The sequence below is a fragment of the Pseudoalteromonas sp. 5Ae-yellow genome (assembly GCF_014077565.1).
Lineage (GTDB): Bacteria > Pseudomonadota > Gammaproteobacteria > Enterobacterales > Alteromonadaceae > Pseudoalteromonas.
The window spans coordinates 1-15773 of sequence record NZ_JACGWD010000035.1; the positions used below are offsets into that span (position 1 = coordinate 1).

A 15773-nucleotide genomic window follows, 5' to 3' on the forward strand; every position below is an offset into this window, starting at 1 on the left:
AATATCAAACACTTCTATATTCTGCGTAAAAATACAGTAATCAATTGAACCAAAATAGGAACTCAGCTATGGTTTGTTTATCAATAAAAACAAATTTAAAAACGAGTTAATCTACAGGCTCGTTAGGCATCTAAATGAGCAACGAAGGATTAGTTAAAGTTCACGTATCTTTGCCAAATCACTGGATGATTGGTGGGGAGTCTATGTGTAGTGGCATAGTGATTTTGGCCACTATTTACATACAAACTTGAGAGAACAAACTAGACACCCATCCTAAATTTAGAGAACAAACTAGACACCCATCCTAAATTTTGCACTTTTCAAAATTAAAGGCTAGCCTTTTATTAGTACAAAAAACAAGCAGGACGTCTTATGGCAATTGAGAGAACAAACTAGACACCCATCCTAAATTTAGAGAACAAACTAGACACCCATCCTAAATTTTGCACTTTTCAAAATTAAAGGCTAGCCTTTTATTAGTACAAAAAACAAGCAGGGCGTCTTATGGCAATCGCAAGAAAGCGTCAAGTAAGTTTGGTTGATACAAAATACTATCACTGTATTTCACGTTGCGTGCGTCGTGCTTTTTTGTGTGGAAAATAAATAAACTAGACACCCACTCTAAATTTTGCACTTTTAGAAGTTAAAGACTAGCCTTTGTTTAGTGTAAAAAACAAGCAGGGTGTCTTATGGCTATCGCGAGAAAGCGTCAAGTAAGTTTGGCTGATACAAAATACTACCACTGTATTTCGCGTTGCGTGCGCCGTGCATTTTTATGTGGCGAAGACCACTTTACAGGTAAGTCTTACGAGCATCGACGAGGCTGGGTTGAAGACAAACTGCTTGAGTTAGCCAAGATATTTTGTATTGACGTATGTGCTTATGCCGTAATGAGTAATCATACACACTTAGTCTTGTATGTTGATGATAAAAAAGCGAATAGGTTAAATGATAAAGCGATTGTTATTCGCTGGCATAAACTGTGTAAAGGCACCGTACTTACGCAAAAATATGTACAGGGTGAAAAGCTAAGTAAAGTTGAACTTATCTTTTTTTATCAAACAGTAAAGGAATATCGAGAGCGCCTATCAAGTATTAGCTGGTTTATGCGGTTGTTAAATGAAGATATTGCTCGCAGAGCAAATAAGGAAGATAACTGTACCGGCAGGTTTTGGGAGGGGCGATTTAGATCGCAAGCACTGCTTGATGAAGCCGCACTTGCCGCCTGTATGGCGTATGTCGATTTAAACCCCATTAGAGCCAAGATGGCTAAAACGCCAGAAGAGTCAGACCATACCAGCGCTCAAGTACGCTTAATATGCGCAAAAGAAGGCAAGCAGCCAAAACAACTACTGCGCTTTGCAGGCATGCCACGTAAAATAATGCCCAAAGGGCTGCCGTTTGAGCTTAAATCGTACCTTGAACTTGTTGAATTAACAGGGCGTTGTATACGTGAAAATAAGCGAGGGTATATTGAGAGTTCACACTTACCCTTACTCGAAAGAGTGAATATATCCCCCGAAAACTGGTTAAAGCTCACCACACAATTTACGCGTGTATTTCATGGCGCAGTAGGCAGGCCAGCCTCACAAGAAGGTTATTGTGAAAACTTAAAGCGAAAGCGGCGAGCGAATATCAGTAACTGCGAAAAGCTACTAGCATAAAACTTAAACTACTCAGTACGAAATTAAAACTGCAAATATGCAGTCATTTTCATGCGTGCAATTTAGATTTAATAGGCTAATGACTTATTTAATGGATGAAATGGAAATAACCTGGTGTAGTGGCATAGTGATTTTGGCCACTATTTACATACAAACTTGTATAAAACAAAGCGGGGCTTTTTTATGCCTTAGTTTTATTAAAAACGCCCACTAGTGTTAAACTACAAAAAACTTAATGACTTAATATAGTTATGGCATTTTACATTCCTTTATTACAACCTCACTTTAAGCACATTGAAATTGGCGATACGCTTACATCACTTTGGAGTGGATGTGGCAGTATTGTACAGTGCCAGCTTGATGATAAAGCCTGTGTTATTAAAGCTATTAAAATACCCAGTTATATACACCATCCTAAAATTAAACAAAGCGAATTTGCACTTAAAAGAAAGCAGTATTCCTATAGTGTTGAATACACTTTTTATAAGCTTTATAGCCAGCACTTACCAAAACATGCGCAAAGTATTAAATGTATAAGCGCAGTTAATAAAGATGATGAATACGCGCTGGTGTTTAAAAACTTTATCAAACATGGGTTTACTCAAGCAGTGCCACAACATGTTAAAGCTATATTAAGGTGGCTTGCACACTTTCATGCGTTTAACTTAAGTAAACCCGCTGATGGGTTATGGCAGCAAGGCAATTACTGGCATTTAAGCACGCGCCCAGATGAGTTTAATAAACTAAAAGATAACCTTGATAAAAAGTCCGATATTAAAAATGTTGCACATAAAATAGATGAGCAACTACAAAGTTGTGCGTACAAAACGCTGATTCATGGCGATGCAAAACTTGCTAATTTTGCAGCAAATGAGCACGATAAAATACTCGGTTATGATTTTCAGTACATAGGTTCAGGTTGCGGGATAATTGATGTAATGTATTTTATGACCAGTTGCTTGAGTGATGCACAATTACACGAGTGCGCTGATGAGTACCTTGTGTATTATTTTGACAATTTAAAGGCTGCTATTACAACTTATCACCCTTGGGCACCCGCAGGTAAAATAGCTGACGATTGGCTCGCTTTATGGCCTGCTGCATGGGCTGACTTTTATCGATTTTTAGCTGGCTGGAGCCCCGAGCACCAAAAAATAAATAGTTATATGCAACAGCAAGTAAACAGCTGGTTAGCGAGTAACATTTAATAAACACAACGGGTTGGTTGCTTGCATAAATATCAAGCAAAACAATGCATTTTGGCACGATGTATGAAAATCTCTTTAAAACTACAGGTCAAATGACCTTTTTTAATATAAAATACTGCAAATTCTTGTATCAGTAGGTTTATATCATGGCAATTCACGTTATTTCTCACCCTCTTGTTCAACATAAACTAGGCCTAATGCGAGCGCATGGTATTAGTACTAAAAGCTTTCGTGAATTATGTTCTGAAGTTGGAACCTTATTAACTTACGAAGCAACTAAAAACCTACAGTTAGAAGATAACGAAATTACAGGCTGGGATGGCAATAAATTAAAAGTAGAGCATATTAAAGGTAAAAAAATTACCGTAGTGCCTATTTTACGCGCAGGTCTTGGCATGATGGACGGTGTTATGCAGTTATTACCTGCGGCTAAAGTAAGTGTGGTTGGTCTTGAACGTAACGAAGAAACACTAGAACCAGTACCATATTTTGAAAAGCTAGTAGGTAATATTGATGAGCGCTTAAGCTTGGTTATTGACCCTATGCTTGCAACAGGTGGCTCAATGATTGCCACAATCGATATGCTTAAAAAAGCAGGCTGTAAAGAAATCAAAGTAATTGTATTAGTAGCTGCACCAGAAGGTGTGGAAAAAACACTTACAGCACATCCCGACGTAGAAATATTTACAGCCTCTGTAGATAGCCACTTAAACGAAAAGGGCTATATTATCCCTGGTTTAGGCGATGCGGGCGACAAAATATTCGGTACTGTTTAGGAGTCTTTAAGTGCAAAATAATGACACCTTTTCAATAAAAACTATTTTAACAGGCGCGCAAATGCTGTTTGTAGCATTTGGTGCGCTGGTATTAGTGCCACTTTTAACGAGCTTGGATCCTAATGTTGCGCTTTTTACCGCTGGCATTGGTACTTTGCTGTTTCAGGTAGTGACTAAAGGCCAAGTGCCTATATTTTTAGCTTCATCATTTGCTTTTATTGCACCCATTATTGCCGCTGTGCAAATGTGGGGCGTGCCGGCCACTATGGGCGGCTTAATGGTGGCCGGCTTTGCTTATATGCTTTTAAGTTTATTAGTGAAATTTAAAGGCGTTGCAACGCTTCATAAAATTTTACCGCCTGTGGTTGTAGGCCCTGTAATTATGGTTATTGGCTTAGCGCTTGCACCTGTTGCTGTAAATATGGCGATGGGTAAAAGTGGCGACGGCAGTATTCAAATTATTGATTACAACAGCGCTATTTATATTTCGTTGTTCTCGTTAGTGGTTACGCTTATTTTTGCAGTGTGGGGAAAAGGCGTATTTAAGCTTATACCTATTCTGGCAGGGGTTGTAGCGGGTTATTGTTTATCGCTTGCAATGGGCGTTGTGCAATTTGACGCAGTAACTAACGCACAGTGGTTTGCTGTACCAAACTTCACATGGCCTGAGTTTAAATGGCAGGCTATTTTGTTTATGGTGCCTGTAGCAATAGCACCTGCAATTGAGCATATTGGCGATATGATGGCTATTAGCCAAGTAACCAATAAAGACTTTTTGAAAAAGCCTGGGCTTCACCGTACTTTGTTTGGTGACGGCCTTGCGACGTCTGCCGCATCATTATTTGGCGGCCCGCCTAACACAACTTACTCAGAGGTAACGGGAGCAGTTATGCTTACCAAAAACTTCAATCCTAAAGTAATGATGTGGACAGCCATTATCGCTATTATTTTAGCCTTTGTTGCTAAAATGGGATCTGGCTTACAGACTATACCTGTACCTGTAATGGGCGGCATTATGATTCTACTTTTTGGCTCTATTGCTGTAGTGGGTTTAAATACATTAGTTAAGTCGGGCGATGATTTAACAGCACCACGTAACTTAAGTATTGTTGCACTTATTTTGGTGTGCGGTATAGGCGGTATGCATATTGGTGGTAGCCAATTTAGTTTAGAGGGCGTAAGTTTATGCGCTATTCTAGGCATTGTGCTCAACCTTGTATTACCTAAGGCGCAGCCTCAAGAGAGTTAATAGTGCACGTAAGTTAAAAATATTGCACCAAAATAGCGCATTTTCAATGCGCTATTTTTTTAACCTATTAATAAATATGCAAAAATAATAATGGTCTAGTATCTGCATTTAATTTCCAGAACGCATCGTATGCAAAGGAGTTACTATGTCAGAGGCCAATATTGTGGATATAACCCCGTTTTTAGCAAAACACCAACTGCCTTTAAAGTACCAATATTTGAGTGAGCAATATTTTGTTCCACTTGCGCATGACATCCTCGAATCTAAAAAAACAAATACTCCTATTTTTGTTGCCATAAATGGATGCCAGGGCTCAGGAAAAACAACACTCGCAGATTTTTTAGTTACGTGGTTTTCTAAAAACACACCACTTAACAGTGTTGCATTGTCTATTGATGACTTTTATTTAGCAAAACAAGCACGTAGTGAACTTGCCAAAGACGTACATCCTCTTTTTACTACTCGCGGAGTACCGGGTACTCACGATGTAGCGTTAATGAATAGCACAATAACTAACTTACTGGCAGGAGAGGTAAACGTACCGCTTCCACGTTTTAATAAACACGAAGACGACAGCGTGCTAGCAAGTGATTGGCTAACAAACGAAAAGCCAGTTGATATTGTTATTTTAGAAGGGTGGTGTGTAGGCAGTGAGCCACAACCGTTGTTTTCATTGAGTGAGCCGCTTAACGAGTTAGAGCACCAGTTTGATAAAGAAGGCGTTTGGCGCCGCTGTGTAAATAGCTGTTTGGCAAATGAATATAAAGCCGTTTTTAACCTAATTGATTATACCGTTATGCTAAAAGCACCGAGTTTTAGTGATGTTTTTACATGGCGACAAGAGCAAGAACAAAAGCTAATAGCCAAAAAAGGTGAAGGCTCAGGCACCATGACTAACGAGCAATTGGTGTATTTTATTTCTCATTTTGAGCGCATTACGCGTGAGAACTTAAACACACTGAGCGCTAAAGCAAATGCTTTAATTGAACTTGATAGCAACCGAGATATTAGCGGTATGCACCTAACGAGTGATGACACCCTTCAACCTATTATTTTTACAGATTTGGACGGTACATTACTCGATCACGCCGATTACAATACAAATAATATCAGTGAGTTATTACAGCAGCTGCAAAATGCGCATATTCCTGTGGTGTTTAATACCAGCAAAACTTTTTGCGAAGTTATAGAGCTTAAAAACGATTTAAATATTCAACAGCCTTTTATTGTCGAAAACGGTGCAGCGGTATTTATTCCAGAAGACTATTTTGAATTAAAGCCAATTGGTTGTAAAAAAGTAGGCGCTTATTGGTGCTACGCAATGGCAAAGCCGTTATCGAGTTTATTAAATGATTTAAATACTTTAAAGGCGGATTATAAAGCGCATTACAAATTGTTTAGTGACTTATCGAGTGAGCAAATATCAGAGCTTACCGGGCTAGACGATGCACAAGCAAGACGCGCACAAACCCGCGATTATTCAGACCCTCTTTATTGGTATGGCAATGACGAATTACTCACAGCTTTTGTAAACGATGTTGAAGCACTCGGCTACGATATAAAAATTGGTGGGCGCTTCATTCATATTGCCAAAAATACCGATAAAAGCGCTGCACAGCAGTGGTTAGTTAAACAGTTTACCCATCATTTCAGAAAGCCTCTCACGGTCATTGCACTTGGTGATAGCGATAACGATAAGCAAATGTTAGAGCATGCAAATATCGCCATTATTATCGCCAACCCGGCGAGTAAAAAGCCGGTTAAATTGTCGCACAACAAAGCACGATACTCTCAATCGCCAGCACCGCTGGGCTGGATTGAAGAAATAACATCGTTGCCGTGCATTAGCAGTATTTTAAGTATTTCTGAGGAGCAAACATCTCATGGCTGATTTTTATCAAAATGGCATTATTACAACATTACATAATATTGCCGACAGACCAATAGAAGACCTAGAAAAAGAGCTACTTACTTTTAGCAAGCAGCGCCCTATGGGGTTAATACTTCCTTCGTTATTTAGTGAACTTGAAGGCCCTGCACTGCAAAATATAGTTAGCGAATTACGCGAAGTACCTTATTTATCACAAATCACTATAGGCTTAGATAGAGCCGACGAAGCACAGTACCGCCATGCACTTGGCTTTTTTAAAGAGCTAAACCAAAACCACAAAGTATTATGGAACGACGGCCCACGCTTACAAGCACTCGATAAAGAATTACAAGAGCTAGGGGTTGCACCTCGCGAGCTTGGTAAAGGCCGTAATGTTTGGTATTGCATGGGCTATAAATTAGCAACAGCAGAAGTAGAGTCTATCGCGCTGCATGATTGCGATATTTTAACCTACGACAGAAGCTTACTTGCGCGTTTAATTTACCCTGTTGCGCATCCGCGTTTTAACTATGAATTTTGTAAAGGGTTTTACCCGCGTACTGCTAATGGAAAAATTAATGGCCGCGTATCACGCTTATTAGTAACGCCATTACTTCGCTCGTTTAAAACAATTTTAGGTAATACAGACTACCTTGAATATATGGATTCGTTTAGATACCCATTAGCAGGGGAGTTTTCGTTTAGACGCGATGTATTAAATGATATTCGCATTCCAAGTGACTGGGGCCTTGAAATTGGCGTACTGAGTGAGATGTATCGTAACTACTCCCATAACCGCTTGTGCCAAGTAGATATTGCCGATAACTATGATCATAAGCACCAAGAGCTTTCACTTGATGACCAAAGCGCAGGTTTGTCTAAAATGTCGATTGATATTACCAAGGCATTATTTAGAAAGCTGGCTACACAAGGCGTTACCTTTACCAGCGAAACAATTCGTTCATTAAAAGCGACTTATTACCGTATCGGTTTAGATTTTATAGAAACGTATCATAACGACGCGCTAATGAACGGGTTAACGCTTGATGTACACCAAGAAGAAAAAGCAGTAGAAATGTTTGCACAAAATATTATGGAAGCAGGGCAACACTTTTTAGAAAACCCAATGGAAGCGCCATTTGTGCCAAGTTGGAACCGTGTTGTATCTGCAATGCCAGACGTACTTGAGCGCTTAAAAGAAGCCGTAGAGCTAGATAACGAAGAATATAGTTAACCTGCGTGCAAGTTAACTAGCCTATAAGTCTAAACAATAAATATTAGGGGCGCATGTGAGCACAGTTAGCGAATTATTTTTACAACGAGTAGAGCAACATCTTCATATTATTTATGAGGGTGTTGAGCTGCCTTTATCGGTTACTGAGCTTGCTCAGCAACTCATTAAAATTATATTAGGTAGCAATGCACTGCGCGACCCGACGCCCCATACAAACCGATGGGATGAACAAGATATAGTATTGATTGCTTATGGCGACTCTATTATTAAACACGATGATAGTGAATTTGCCGTATCGAGCCCAATGGAGGCACCGCTTAAAACACTACACAGGTTTATAAAAGAGCAATGTGATATGCAGTTAAATGCGCTGCACATATTGCCATTTTACCCGTACAGCTCAGACGAAGGCTTTGCCGTAATGAACTACGTGCAAGTGAATGAGTCCTTGGGTGATTGGGGAGATATTCAAAATATCGCTAAAGACGTAAAGCTAATGGCGGATTTGGTTATTAACCATTGCTCAAGCAGAAGTGTATGGTTTGAGAACTTTTTAAATGATTTACACCCGGGTAAAGACTACTTTAAAACGGCGAGCTTAACGGATGATTTAAGCCAAGTTGTACGCCCGCGAACCTCATCGTTATTAAATACTGTAACTACGCCAAGCGGCGAAAAACATGTGTGGTGTACGTTTAGTCACGATCAGGTTGATTTTGACTTTGGCAATCCTGATGTACTTAAAGAGTTTGTGGGAATAATTAGGCATTATTTAGACAATGGCGTGCGTTTGTTTAGGCTTGATGCGGTTGCATTTTTGTGGAAACAGCTTAATACAAGTTGCATTAACTTGCCGCAAACACATGAAGCAGTAAGGCTAATGCGAACACTTATTGAGCACGCAGAGCCCAGCGTAGTTATAATTACCGAAACCAATATTCCAAACCAAGAAAACCTATCGTACTTTGGTAATGCCAACGAAGCGCACAGTATTTATAACTTTGCATTGCCGCCATTGTTGCTTCATACATTACTTAGTGGTGATAGTACTGCAATAAAGCATTGGATGATGAGTATGCCGCCTGCGCAAAATGGTACGGCATACTTTAACTTTATAGCCTCGCACGATGGAATAGGGCTCAGACCAATTGAAGGTTTACTACAACCTAGCGAAGTGGCGTCATTAGTAAGTACAACCATGCAGTTTGGTGGTCGTGTATCTATGCGTACCAGTAACGATGGCACACATACACCATACGAGCTAAATATTGCGTTATTTGATGCAATGCAAGGTACGCATAATGGCCCCGACAAGTTTGGCCTTGAGCGATTTATGTGTGCTCACGCAATTATGTTTGCGCTTGAAGGTATCCCAGGGCTTTATATTCACAGTTTGTTGGGTACAACTAACGATTACGAACGTTTTGAAAATTCACAGCATAACCGTGCTATAAATCGCCATCGTTGGCAAGAGTCAAAGTTACTGGCGGCAATTGGTGAAAAGTATAGTCATCATCATAAAGTGTTTAATGGCATAAAAGGCTTATTGGCAGTACGTAAAAAGCAGGGGGCTTTTCATCCTAACGCAACGCAATTTACTTTGCATTTAGCGGGTGGGTTGTTTGGTTTTTGGAGACAAAGTATAGACCGTCGCCAAAGCATATTTTGTGTTTATAACATTAGCGATAAACCACAAACGCTCACATTGGCCGACTTAAACTTAATTAACACCCAAAAGTGGTTTGATTTGGTGGCAGATAAAACGATTGAAGAAAGCCAATTAACAATAGAGCTAGAACCATACCAAAGCGTGTGGCTGAGTAATATTAAATAAGGCGCAATAATACCAATCCTCAAAATTGATCACTTAATTAAGAGGATTGATATAAAAAGGCTCGCAGTGCGAGCCTTTAATTTAATCAATAACGTTGTTACTAATTATAAGCTGTAGCTTAAGTTAATGTAGCCAAAACGGCCAATGTTATCGTAACTTGCGCTACCCGCGCTTGTACCACGTGAACCGTACGGAAGTTTACGGTTAAATACGTTATCAACACCTACTTTAACGCCTAAACCGCTATCGAAGTTATAACCGACTGTCATATCGGTAATAAAGTATTTACCGTAAGACATTTGATTACTTGGGTTAGGGTTGCTATCAAGTTCAACATTAGTGTATAGCTCTACTTCACTTAAAAAGCGTGTTTCAACTGTTGAGAAAAAGTTATCCATAACATAGCTTACTGACAGGTTAGTTTGCCATTTAGCTTCACCGGTCGTACCTGCATACTCGATATACGAGCTAGGATCGTCTTGGAATGGGTAGTCTTTACGTTCAATTAAGTAAGTACCAATTAAGCGGGTTTTAAAACTGCCTTCAAGCGCGTCAAAATCGTAACCTAGTTCAAAGTCTACCCCAGATGCTTTTTGCCCTGCAACGTTTAGCACTGAGTTTTGAATAAGTGAAATCTGGCCGCTTGCATCGCGAGTAATTAAATTACAGTATTGGTTATTAATACCTGTTTTGCTATCTACACAGCGATCAAGAATGTCTTGCGCGTTAATTGTGTCAATTGCATCTTCAAGTTCAATTTCCCAGTAATCAATGGTAAGTAGTGCGTTTTTTAAAAACTCTGGTTGGTAAACAATACCTACAGTCGTACTTGTCGATTCTTCACCTTTTACATCACGGTTACCGCTTGTTAAACCATCTAATGAAGCAGAATCGTAATCTGAGTTGAAATCACTCGCTACACCCAATGTGGCACAATTTGCAGTGAGAGTTGCTCCGTTTGATAAATCACCTAGGTTTTCGGCGCGACACGGGTCGTCAACACTATAAAAAGTTTGGCTCGGTGCACCAAATACTTCACTAATATTAGGAGCTCGAAGCGCAGCAGACTGAGTTACACGTACACGTAGCTCATCATTTACAGTCCAATCAAGGCCAAGTTTCCAGCTAGTTGCTTCGCCAATCGTACTGTAATCAGCATGACGTACTGCAGTATCAAACACTAAATCTTGAATAAGCGGTAAGTCAGTTAAAATTGGCATAGACACTTCAAAGAATACTTCGCGAACATTAAACGAGCCCTTATCTTCGCCCAGTGCGTTAAAGAACGTACCTTCTGCGTTATCAGGCTCTTTAGTTTCGCTTTCTTCTTTACGGTACTCAGCACCAAATGCAACACCCACATAACCCGCTGGTAACTCAAAAATAGCGCCGTTTGCAAGTGATCCAGAAATAACCGTTTGTTTAATAGTTGAAGTGCCAACAGATACCGTATTAATGTAATCAATGGCTTGTTGAGATGGCGCACCAAACCCCATAATATTTACAGGAACACAGCCATCAGCTTGGGCTGCTGCACTACGACAAACAACATTACCATTTTTATCTTCAACAGCATCAAGCGCATTAAAGTAATTAGCTAAAATCATGTTAGCGCCATTTTCGCGCTCTAGATCAGTTTGGCCGTATACTATAGAGGTATCTAATTCCCAATCATCAAATACAGTGCCTTTTAAGCCTGTTACAAAACGCGTTGTTTCACGGGTGTTGTTTTCTATACGACGGCCGAGGTCACTCATCATGCGGTTAACCATTATCGAGTCAACACCTTCCTCTTCCATGCGCGCTTTGATGCTTGGGTCTAGGTAAGGGTTGTCAATTTTAATGCTGTTATCATCGTCGCGGTAGAAATATGCTGGTTGGCCAATGCTTTCGCCTTGGCTATTTACATATTTAGCATCAAAGTAAACGTTTAAGTCGTCGGTAACATCGTAGTTAACTTTAAAGTTTACGTTGTAACGCTCAAACTCAGGTTGAATTTCTTCAAACTGGCCTAAGTTAAAAAAGTCACAGTTAGCGCATGCTGTGCCATCAACGTTATCGCCTATGTATAAGTCACGCGCACTGCCATCAGGGTTAAAGCTATTGGTAAATAAAGTATTTTCAAGTGCGTAAACACCCGCGTTATTAATAGCATAAAGACCGGCGTTCGGCGTTAAAATGTCATCCGGAAAAGCACTACTATCTTTATTGCTATCAGTTTGTGCTTGATTATGTAAGCTTCTAAAAGATGTGCTAGTCCAAGGGTGATCAAGCGCATTTAATGAATCTTGGCCTGAGTACTCTATAGCAAAAGCTGCATTACCACGGTCGTTATCAAAATTAGAGCCGTACGAGAAGGTTGCTTTTTCGTTGTTGTAGCTGTTTAGATCGGCAAAACCACGTGTAACGCTAAAATCCATGCCTTAAATGTTGTCTTTTAATATAAAGTTTACAACACCTGTTACCGCGTCAGCTCCGTACACAGCTGATGCACCACCCGTAATTATCTCTACACGTTCAACCCATACACTTGGAATAGTGTTGGTATCTACTGATTGAGAACCTGCAGAGCTTGATACATGACGCTTACCATTTACAAGTACCAAAGTACGGTCTGTACCCATATTACGCAAATCAAGAATATTTAAACCCGCAGTACCAATAAAACGGCCTGAGTTAGCCATAGAAAATGTATTGCCAAGTGCAGGTAAGTTATTTAGCGCTTCACCAATGTTTACTGCGCCAGTGTTCATTAGCTGCTCGCCGCTTATAACGGTTACTGGTGCAGGTGCAATAGCACCTTCACGTAAAATACGTGAACCCGTTACTTCAACGCGTTCAATTTTTGTTGCTTGCTCATCTTGTGCAAGCACAGAATTACTTGCTGTTGCAGCAGCAGTAATTAATGCACATTTAATGCTAGTAGAAAGTAAGTTATGACGTTTCATTTGATTCCCAGAGAACATTTTATAGTAATTAAATACAATGTAGTTTTTAACCAAATACAGTGTGTATTTGGGTAAACCCCTATAACTTTTTTTATGAGGGCGGCGATTATTGCATGCTGATTATTTTATTAAAAGGAACTAACTTACTGTAAAATAAGCAACTTGAAATAACCTGAAGAACTTTTGTTGTGTTTTTTGGTATTAACTGAGGAGGTTCTTTTAAATATTAATCTAGGTGTTTTTACATCTGGTTTTTCTTATGTATCTTAGTTATTAACATTGGATTTTCTTTGTTAAATTTTCAGTTGTTTTTTAAGTCAATTTTTTGCAGTTTATAATTATTCACATATAAATTTTTATTTATATGAAGTTGCCAGCGAGTGTAATATGTACTTATTTGTAAAGTTTATGTGTGTTAATGCTCTTTTAAAGCGATTTTTATTAGGTGTTTTTTATTCAAAAAAATCGTAATTTGAATATTTTTCACTATTGCGGCTTTAAAATGATTAATTTGTAAACCCCCTTTACAGTTCAAAGTACTCATAACAGCTCGTAAAGTTACTTTGCTACGTAAACTTGATACAATTTAATTGTTTTTAATTAATAGGTTTGACCATGAAGTATTTAGTTATTATTTTTACTTTTGTGTTTAGTTCAATGTCTTTTGCGCAGCAAGAAGTCGATCTTGAAGTAAATATGAAAAACACGGGCCTTGCATATAAACAAGCGGTGCAGGCAACTCAACTTAGTGAATTTAATACTGCGATTGATGAATTTATAAAGCTGATTAAAGTGAGTAAAACAGGTAAGTTTTACAAGAAACCAGAACAGTCATTGCAGGGCCTTGATAAAGTGATTGCTCAAGCTGAACTTGCAAAAAAAGCAGCAAACGAGCAGGGGCTAAGTGCAGCAAAAGAACCACTGAAAAATATAGATAATTTACGTAAAAAATATCATGAGTTACACGAGCCTCCAGGGTTCTTTGAATTACTGTTCGGTTCATAAACCTAAACACTATGTATCTTTAGTAGCTACTTTTAAGTTAATTGCGTTAAAGGTATCTGCAGCAATAAATATAAGGAAACACAATGGAAATTTCAGTTTCAATGTTAGAAGGCCAAAAGCAAAGCGCTAAATTTGGCGACCTAGAAGTAATAAGCGATCAAAGTGTAAACGCAGGTGGCAATGCAGAGCATCCAGAACCGTTTGATTATTTTTTAGTAAGTATGGTTTTATGTGCAGGTTTTTATGCGCGTAAGTTTTGCGAGCAGCGTGATATTTCAACGCAAGGTATGACGCTTACTCAAAATAACGAAAATGTAGATGACAACGGTAAAAAGCTATTTTCAATTGAGATTAACTTACCAGAAGGCTTCCCTGATAAATATAAAAAGGCGCTTATTGCAGCCGTTAATACCTGTACGGTAAAAAAAGTAATTCAGGCAGTGCCAGAGTTTTCAGTAGTGGTAAAATAATCCCCCTAAATTAGGTAGCTTAAGCAAGCTACCTAATTATAAGTTGAGCATCCCCGTTTAACTTATTTCTTTTTCATTCCTTGTACTGCTTTAAAGCGTGGGTTGTTTTTACAAATTACAAATACGCGACCTTTGCGTTTTACAATTTGACACCCCGGACGTTGCTTAGCACTTTTAAGAGAGCTTAATACTTTCATACCTTTTCCTTTTTAACAGTCGATAAACTTTTAAAACGACGATTAAACTGCGCAACGCGGCCATCTGTAGCGGTTGTTTTTTGCTTGCCTGTATAAAATGGGTGCGAGTCACTTGATACATCAATAGGTACGTATGGATATGTATTACCGTCTATTTCTATTGTGCGGCTCGTTTTTATGGTTGAGCCAATAATAAAGTAAGAATCGACAGCGGTATCGTGAAAAGCAACCACGTGGTAATCAGGATGAATATTTGGTTTCATAATACGCCTCAATAAATGATATGTGATAATGTATCATTCGAATTTAACGTATTTATTTTCCCAATGCAAATTATTTAAATGTTCCTCAAAAAGGCCGTAATTGCTGGCTATTTGCGCAAACAAATCAAAAAATAAGCACTTGAATCAAAAATGCTGGCTATTGGCGTTTAGGCTGTTATAACTATATTTAAGAGTTAAAACGTTAACAAATACGGTTATAAAGTTATTACAGAGGTTATGTATGAGTGACGCAACACAACAACAAGAACAAATTGATCAAGGGGTGATGGAAACCCTAAGAGAGCGCGACCACAGTACCTTGGCGCAACAAGTAAATCCTTTAACCTGCAACCACAATGATATTGTAGAGTTACTAGCAAGATATATGGCACTAAGCGAGCAAGAAGATGATGAGCTGTTTGATGATTGGTTTGATAATCTAACTAAAGAGCAACATACTGTTTTAAAAGTATTTGAAGTTTACCGCGGACAATATGAGCACCAAAATTAGTTGTAAAGCTATTTCATTATTAAGTAGCCGCAGTTAAACAATTACAGCTACTTTCATTAATTTAAAACGTTAGGTCGAACAGGGCTTGATTATTTATATAGGCTTTTTTCTCGGCCGCATGACACGCCATACATGCTCCTTTTGCAATATTAAAGGCGGTTTTATGGTCACTAGGTTTACCGTCAAGTAGCGAGGTTTGAACTTTTTTCCACAAACCACTGAATAAAATTGCATTAGCGTTGTGTGCACGTGCAGGGCGTTTTAGTGTTCCATTGTGAATGGTTGTTTTAATTTTACGCCACTGATACTCCGCAAACTCCGGGTTGTTCCTTTCAACAGCCTCATGCATTTTTTCAAATCGTTGACCAACCTCTAACATGGGTTGATCAAAGCCTCGCAGGTATTTTTGTATAATAGCAAAACGATCTTGCTCAGTTGTTTGATTGAGTATCCAATCATTTTGGTTTTTGGCGATTGAGTTAAAGCTAGTAGCGAAGAGAAAAAAGCTAGATGTAAGAAAGAAAGATATTCGCATTACTTTGCC

General features: G+C 38.9%; 13 protein-coding genes and 1 pseudogene. 10 read left to right on the top strand and 4 right to left on the bottom strand.

Going from position 1 to position 15773, the window contains the following annotated elements:
* Positions 1–689: 689 nt before the first annotated feature.
* From H4J63_RS10745 to H4J63_RS10775, 7 genes are all read left to right on the top strand, one after another.
* The gene (locus H4J63_RS10745) at positions 690–1664 is read left to right on the top strand and encodes a transposase (RefSeq protein WP_182196495.1); all 975 of its coding nucleotides are present in this window, start codon (positions 690–692) and stop codon (positions 1662–1664) included.
* A gap of 251 nt (positions 1665–1915) precedes the next feature.
* Entirely contained in the window at positions 1916–2872 is a 957-nt protein-coding gene (locus tag H4J63_RS10750) for a phosphotransferase (RefSeq protein WP_182196498.1), read from the top strand.
* A gap of 146 nt (positions 2873–3018) precedes the next feature.
* Positions 3019–3648 (top strand): uracil phosphoribosyltransferase, encoded by a 630-nt coding sequence (gene upp / locus H4J63_RS10755; RefSeq protein ID WP_002958676.1) that lies wholly within the window; start codon positions 3019–3021, stop codon positions 3646–3648.
* A gap of 10 nt (positions 3649–3658) precedes the next feature.
* Entirely contained in the window at positions 3659–4897 is a 1239-nt protein-coding gene (locus tag H4J63_RS10760) for a uracil-xanthine permease family protein (RefSeq protein WP_182196501.1), read from the top strand.
* A 145-nt stretch (positions 4898–5042) separates the two neighbouring features.
* Positions 5043–6788 (top strand): HAD-IIB family hydrolase, encoded by a 1746-nt coding sequence (locus tag H4J63_RS10765; protein WP_182196503.1) that lies wholly within the window; start codon positions 5043–5045, stop codon positions 6786–6788.
* Entirely contained in the window at positions 6781–8001 is a 1221-nt protein-coding gene (locus H4J63_RS10770) for a glycosyl transferase (protein WP_002958673.1), read from the top strand. Before H4J63_RS10765 ends, H4J63_RS10770 begins: the two co-directional genes overlap by 8 nt.
* A gap of 55 nt (positions 8002–8056) precedes the next feature.
* A complete protein-coding gene (locus H4J63_RS10775) occupies positions 8057–9835 on the top strand; it encodes a sugar phosphorylase (protein ID WP_182196506.1) in 1779 nt (592 codons plus the stop codon).
* Between the two features lie 104 nt (positions 9836–9939).
* On the opposite strand, the pseudogene H4J63_RS10780 reads toward H4J63_RS10775, so the two are convergent.
* A pseudogene (locus H4J63_RS10780) lies at positions 9940–12783 on the bottom strand (TonB-dependent receptor domain-containing protein).
* A gap of 615 nt (positions 12784–13398) precedes the next feature.
* Here H4J63_RS10780 and H4J63_RS10785 point away from each other — a divergent pair.
* Together H4J63_RS10785 and H4J63_RS10790 are read left to right on the top strand one after the other, a co-directional pair.
* A complete protein-coding gene (locus H4J63_RS10785) occupies positions 13399–13788 on the top strand; it encodes a cytochrome b562 (RefSeq protein ID WP_182196509.1) in 390 nt (129 codons plus the stop codon).
* Positions 13789–13871: 83 nt separating this feature from the next.
* Positions 13872–14258, top strand: coding sequence for an OsmC family protein (locus H4J63_RS10790; protein WP_008170108.1), 387 nt, complete (start codon positions 13872–13874; stop codon positions 14256–14258).
* Between the two features lie 62 nt (positions 14259–14320).
* Here H4J63_RS10790 and ykgO read toward each other — a convergent pair whose 3' ends face one another.
* Together ykgO and H4J63_RS10800 are read right to left on the bottom strand one after the other, a co-directional pair.
* A complete protein-coding gene (ykgO, locus tag H4J63_RS10795; protein WP_002958669.1) occupies positions 14321–14455 on the bottom strand; it encodes a type B 50S ribosomal protein L36 in 135 nt (44 codons plus the stop codon).
* Complete coding sequence (locus H4J63_RS10800) at positions 14452–14718, bottom strand: type B 50S ribosomal protein L31 (RefSeq protein ID WP_182196512.1); 267 nt, start codon at positions 14716–14718, stop codon at positions 14452–14454. Before H4J63_RS10800 ends, ykgO begins: the two co-directional genes overlap by 4 nt.
* A gap of 241 nt (positions 14719–14959) precedes the next feature.
* On the opposite strand from H4J63_RS10800, the gene H4J63_RS10805 reads away from it, so the two are divergent.
* Positions 14960–15229: a hypothetical protein gene (locus H4J63_RS10805; RefSeq protein ID WP_007580861.1), complete on the top strand. Its 270-nt coding sequence runs from the start codon at positions 14960–14962 to the stop codon at positions 15227–15229.
* A 61-nt stretch (positions 15230–15290) separates the two neighbouring features.
* Here the strand turns inward: H4J63_RS10805 and H4J63_RS10810 are convergent, their stop codons facing one another.
* Positions 15291–15764 (bottom strand): hypothetical protein, encoded by a 474-nt coding sequence (locus H4J63_RS10810; RefSeq protein WP_182196515.1) that lies wholly within the window; start codon positions 15762–15764, stop codon positions 15291–15293.
* Positions 15765–15773: the final 9 nt, after the last annotated feature.

Excerpts from the sequence above, each read along its gene's own strand:
- H4J63_RS10745 (WP_182196495.1), top strand. The coding sequence starts at position 690 with ATGGCTATCGCGAGAAAGCGTCAAGTAAGTTTGGCTGATACAAAATAC.
- H4J63_RS10750 (WP_182196498.1), top strand. The coding sequence starts at position 1,916 with ATGGCATTTTACATTCCTTTATTACAACCTCACTTTAAGCACATTGAA.
- upp (WP_002958676.1), top strand. The coding sequence starts at position 3,019 with ATGGCAATTCACGTTATTTCTCACCCTCTTGTTCAACATAAACTAGGC.
- H4J63_RS10765 (WP_182196503.1), top strand. The coding sequence starts at position 5,043 with ATGTCAGAGGCCAATATTGTGGATATAACCCCGTTTTTAGCAAAACAC.
- H4J63_RS10770 (WP_002958673.1), top strand. The coding sequence starts at position 6,781 with ATGGCTGATTTTTATCAAAATGGCATTATTACAACATTACATAATATT.
- H4J63_RS10785 (WP_182196509.1), top strand. The coding sequence starts at position 13,399 with ATGAAGTATTTAGTTATTATTTTTACTTTTGTGTTTAGTTCAATGTCT.
- H4J63_RS10790 (WP_008170108.1), top strand. The coding sequence starts at position 13,872 with ATGGAAATTTCAGTTTCAATGTTAGAAGGCCAAAAGCAAAGCGCTAAA.
- ykgO (WP_002958669.1), bottom strand. The coding sequence starts at position 14,455 with ATGAAAGTATTAAGCTCTCTTAAAAGTGCTAAGCAACGTCCGGGGTGT.
- H4J63_RS10800 (WP_182196512.1), bottom strand. The coding sequence starts at position 14,718 with ATGAAACCAAATATTCATCCTGATTACCACGTGGTTGCTTTTCACGAT.
- H4J63_RS10805 (WP_007580861.1), top strand. The coding sequence starts at position 14,960 with ATGAGTGACGCAACACAACAACAAGAACAAATTGATCAAGGGGTGATG.
- H4J63_RS10810 (WP_182196515.1), bottom strand. The coding sequence starts at position 15,764 with ATGCGAATATCTTTCTTTCTTACATCTAGCTTTTTTCTCTTCGCTACT.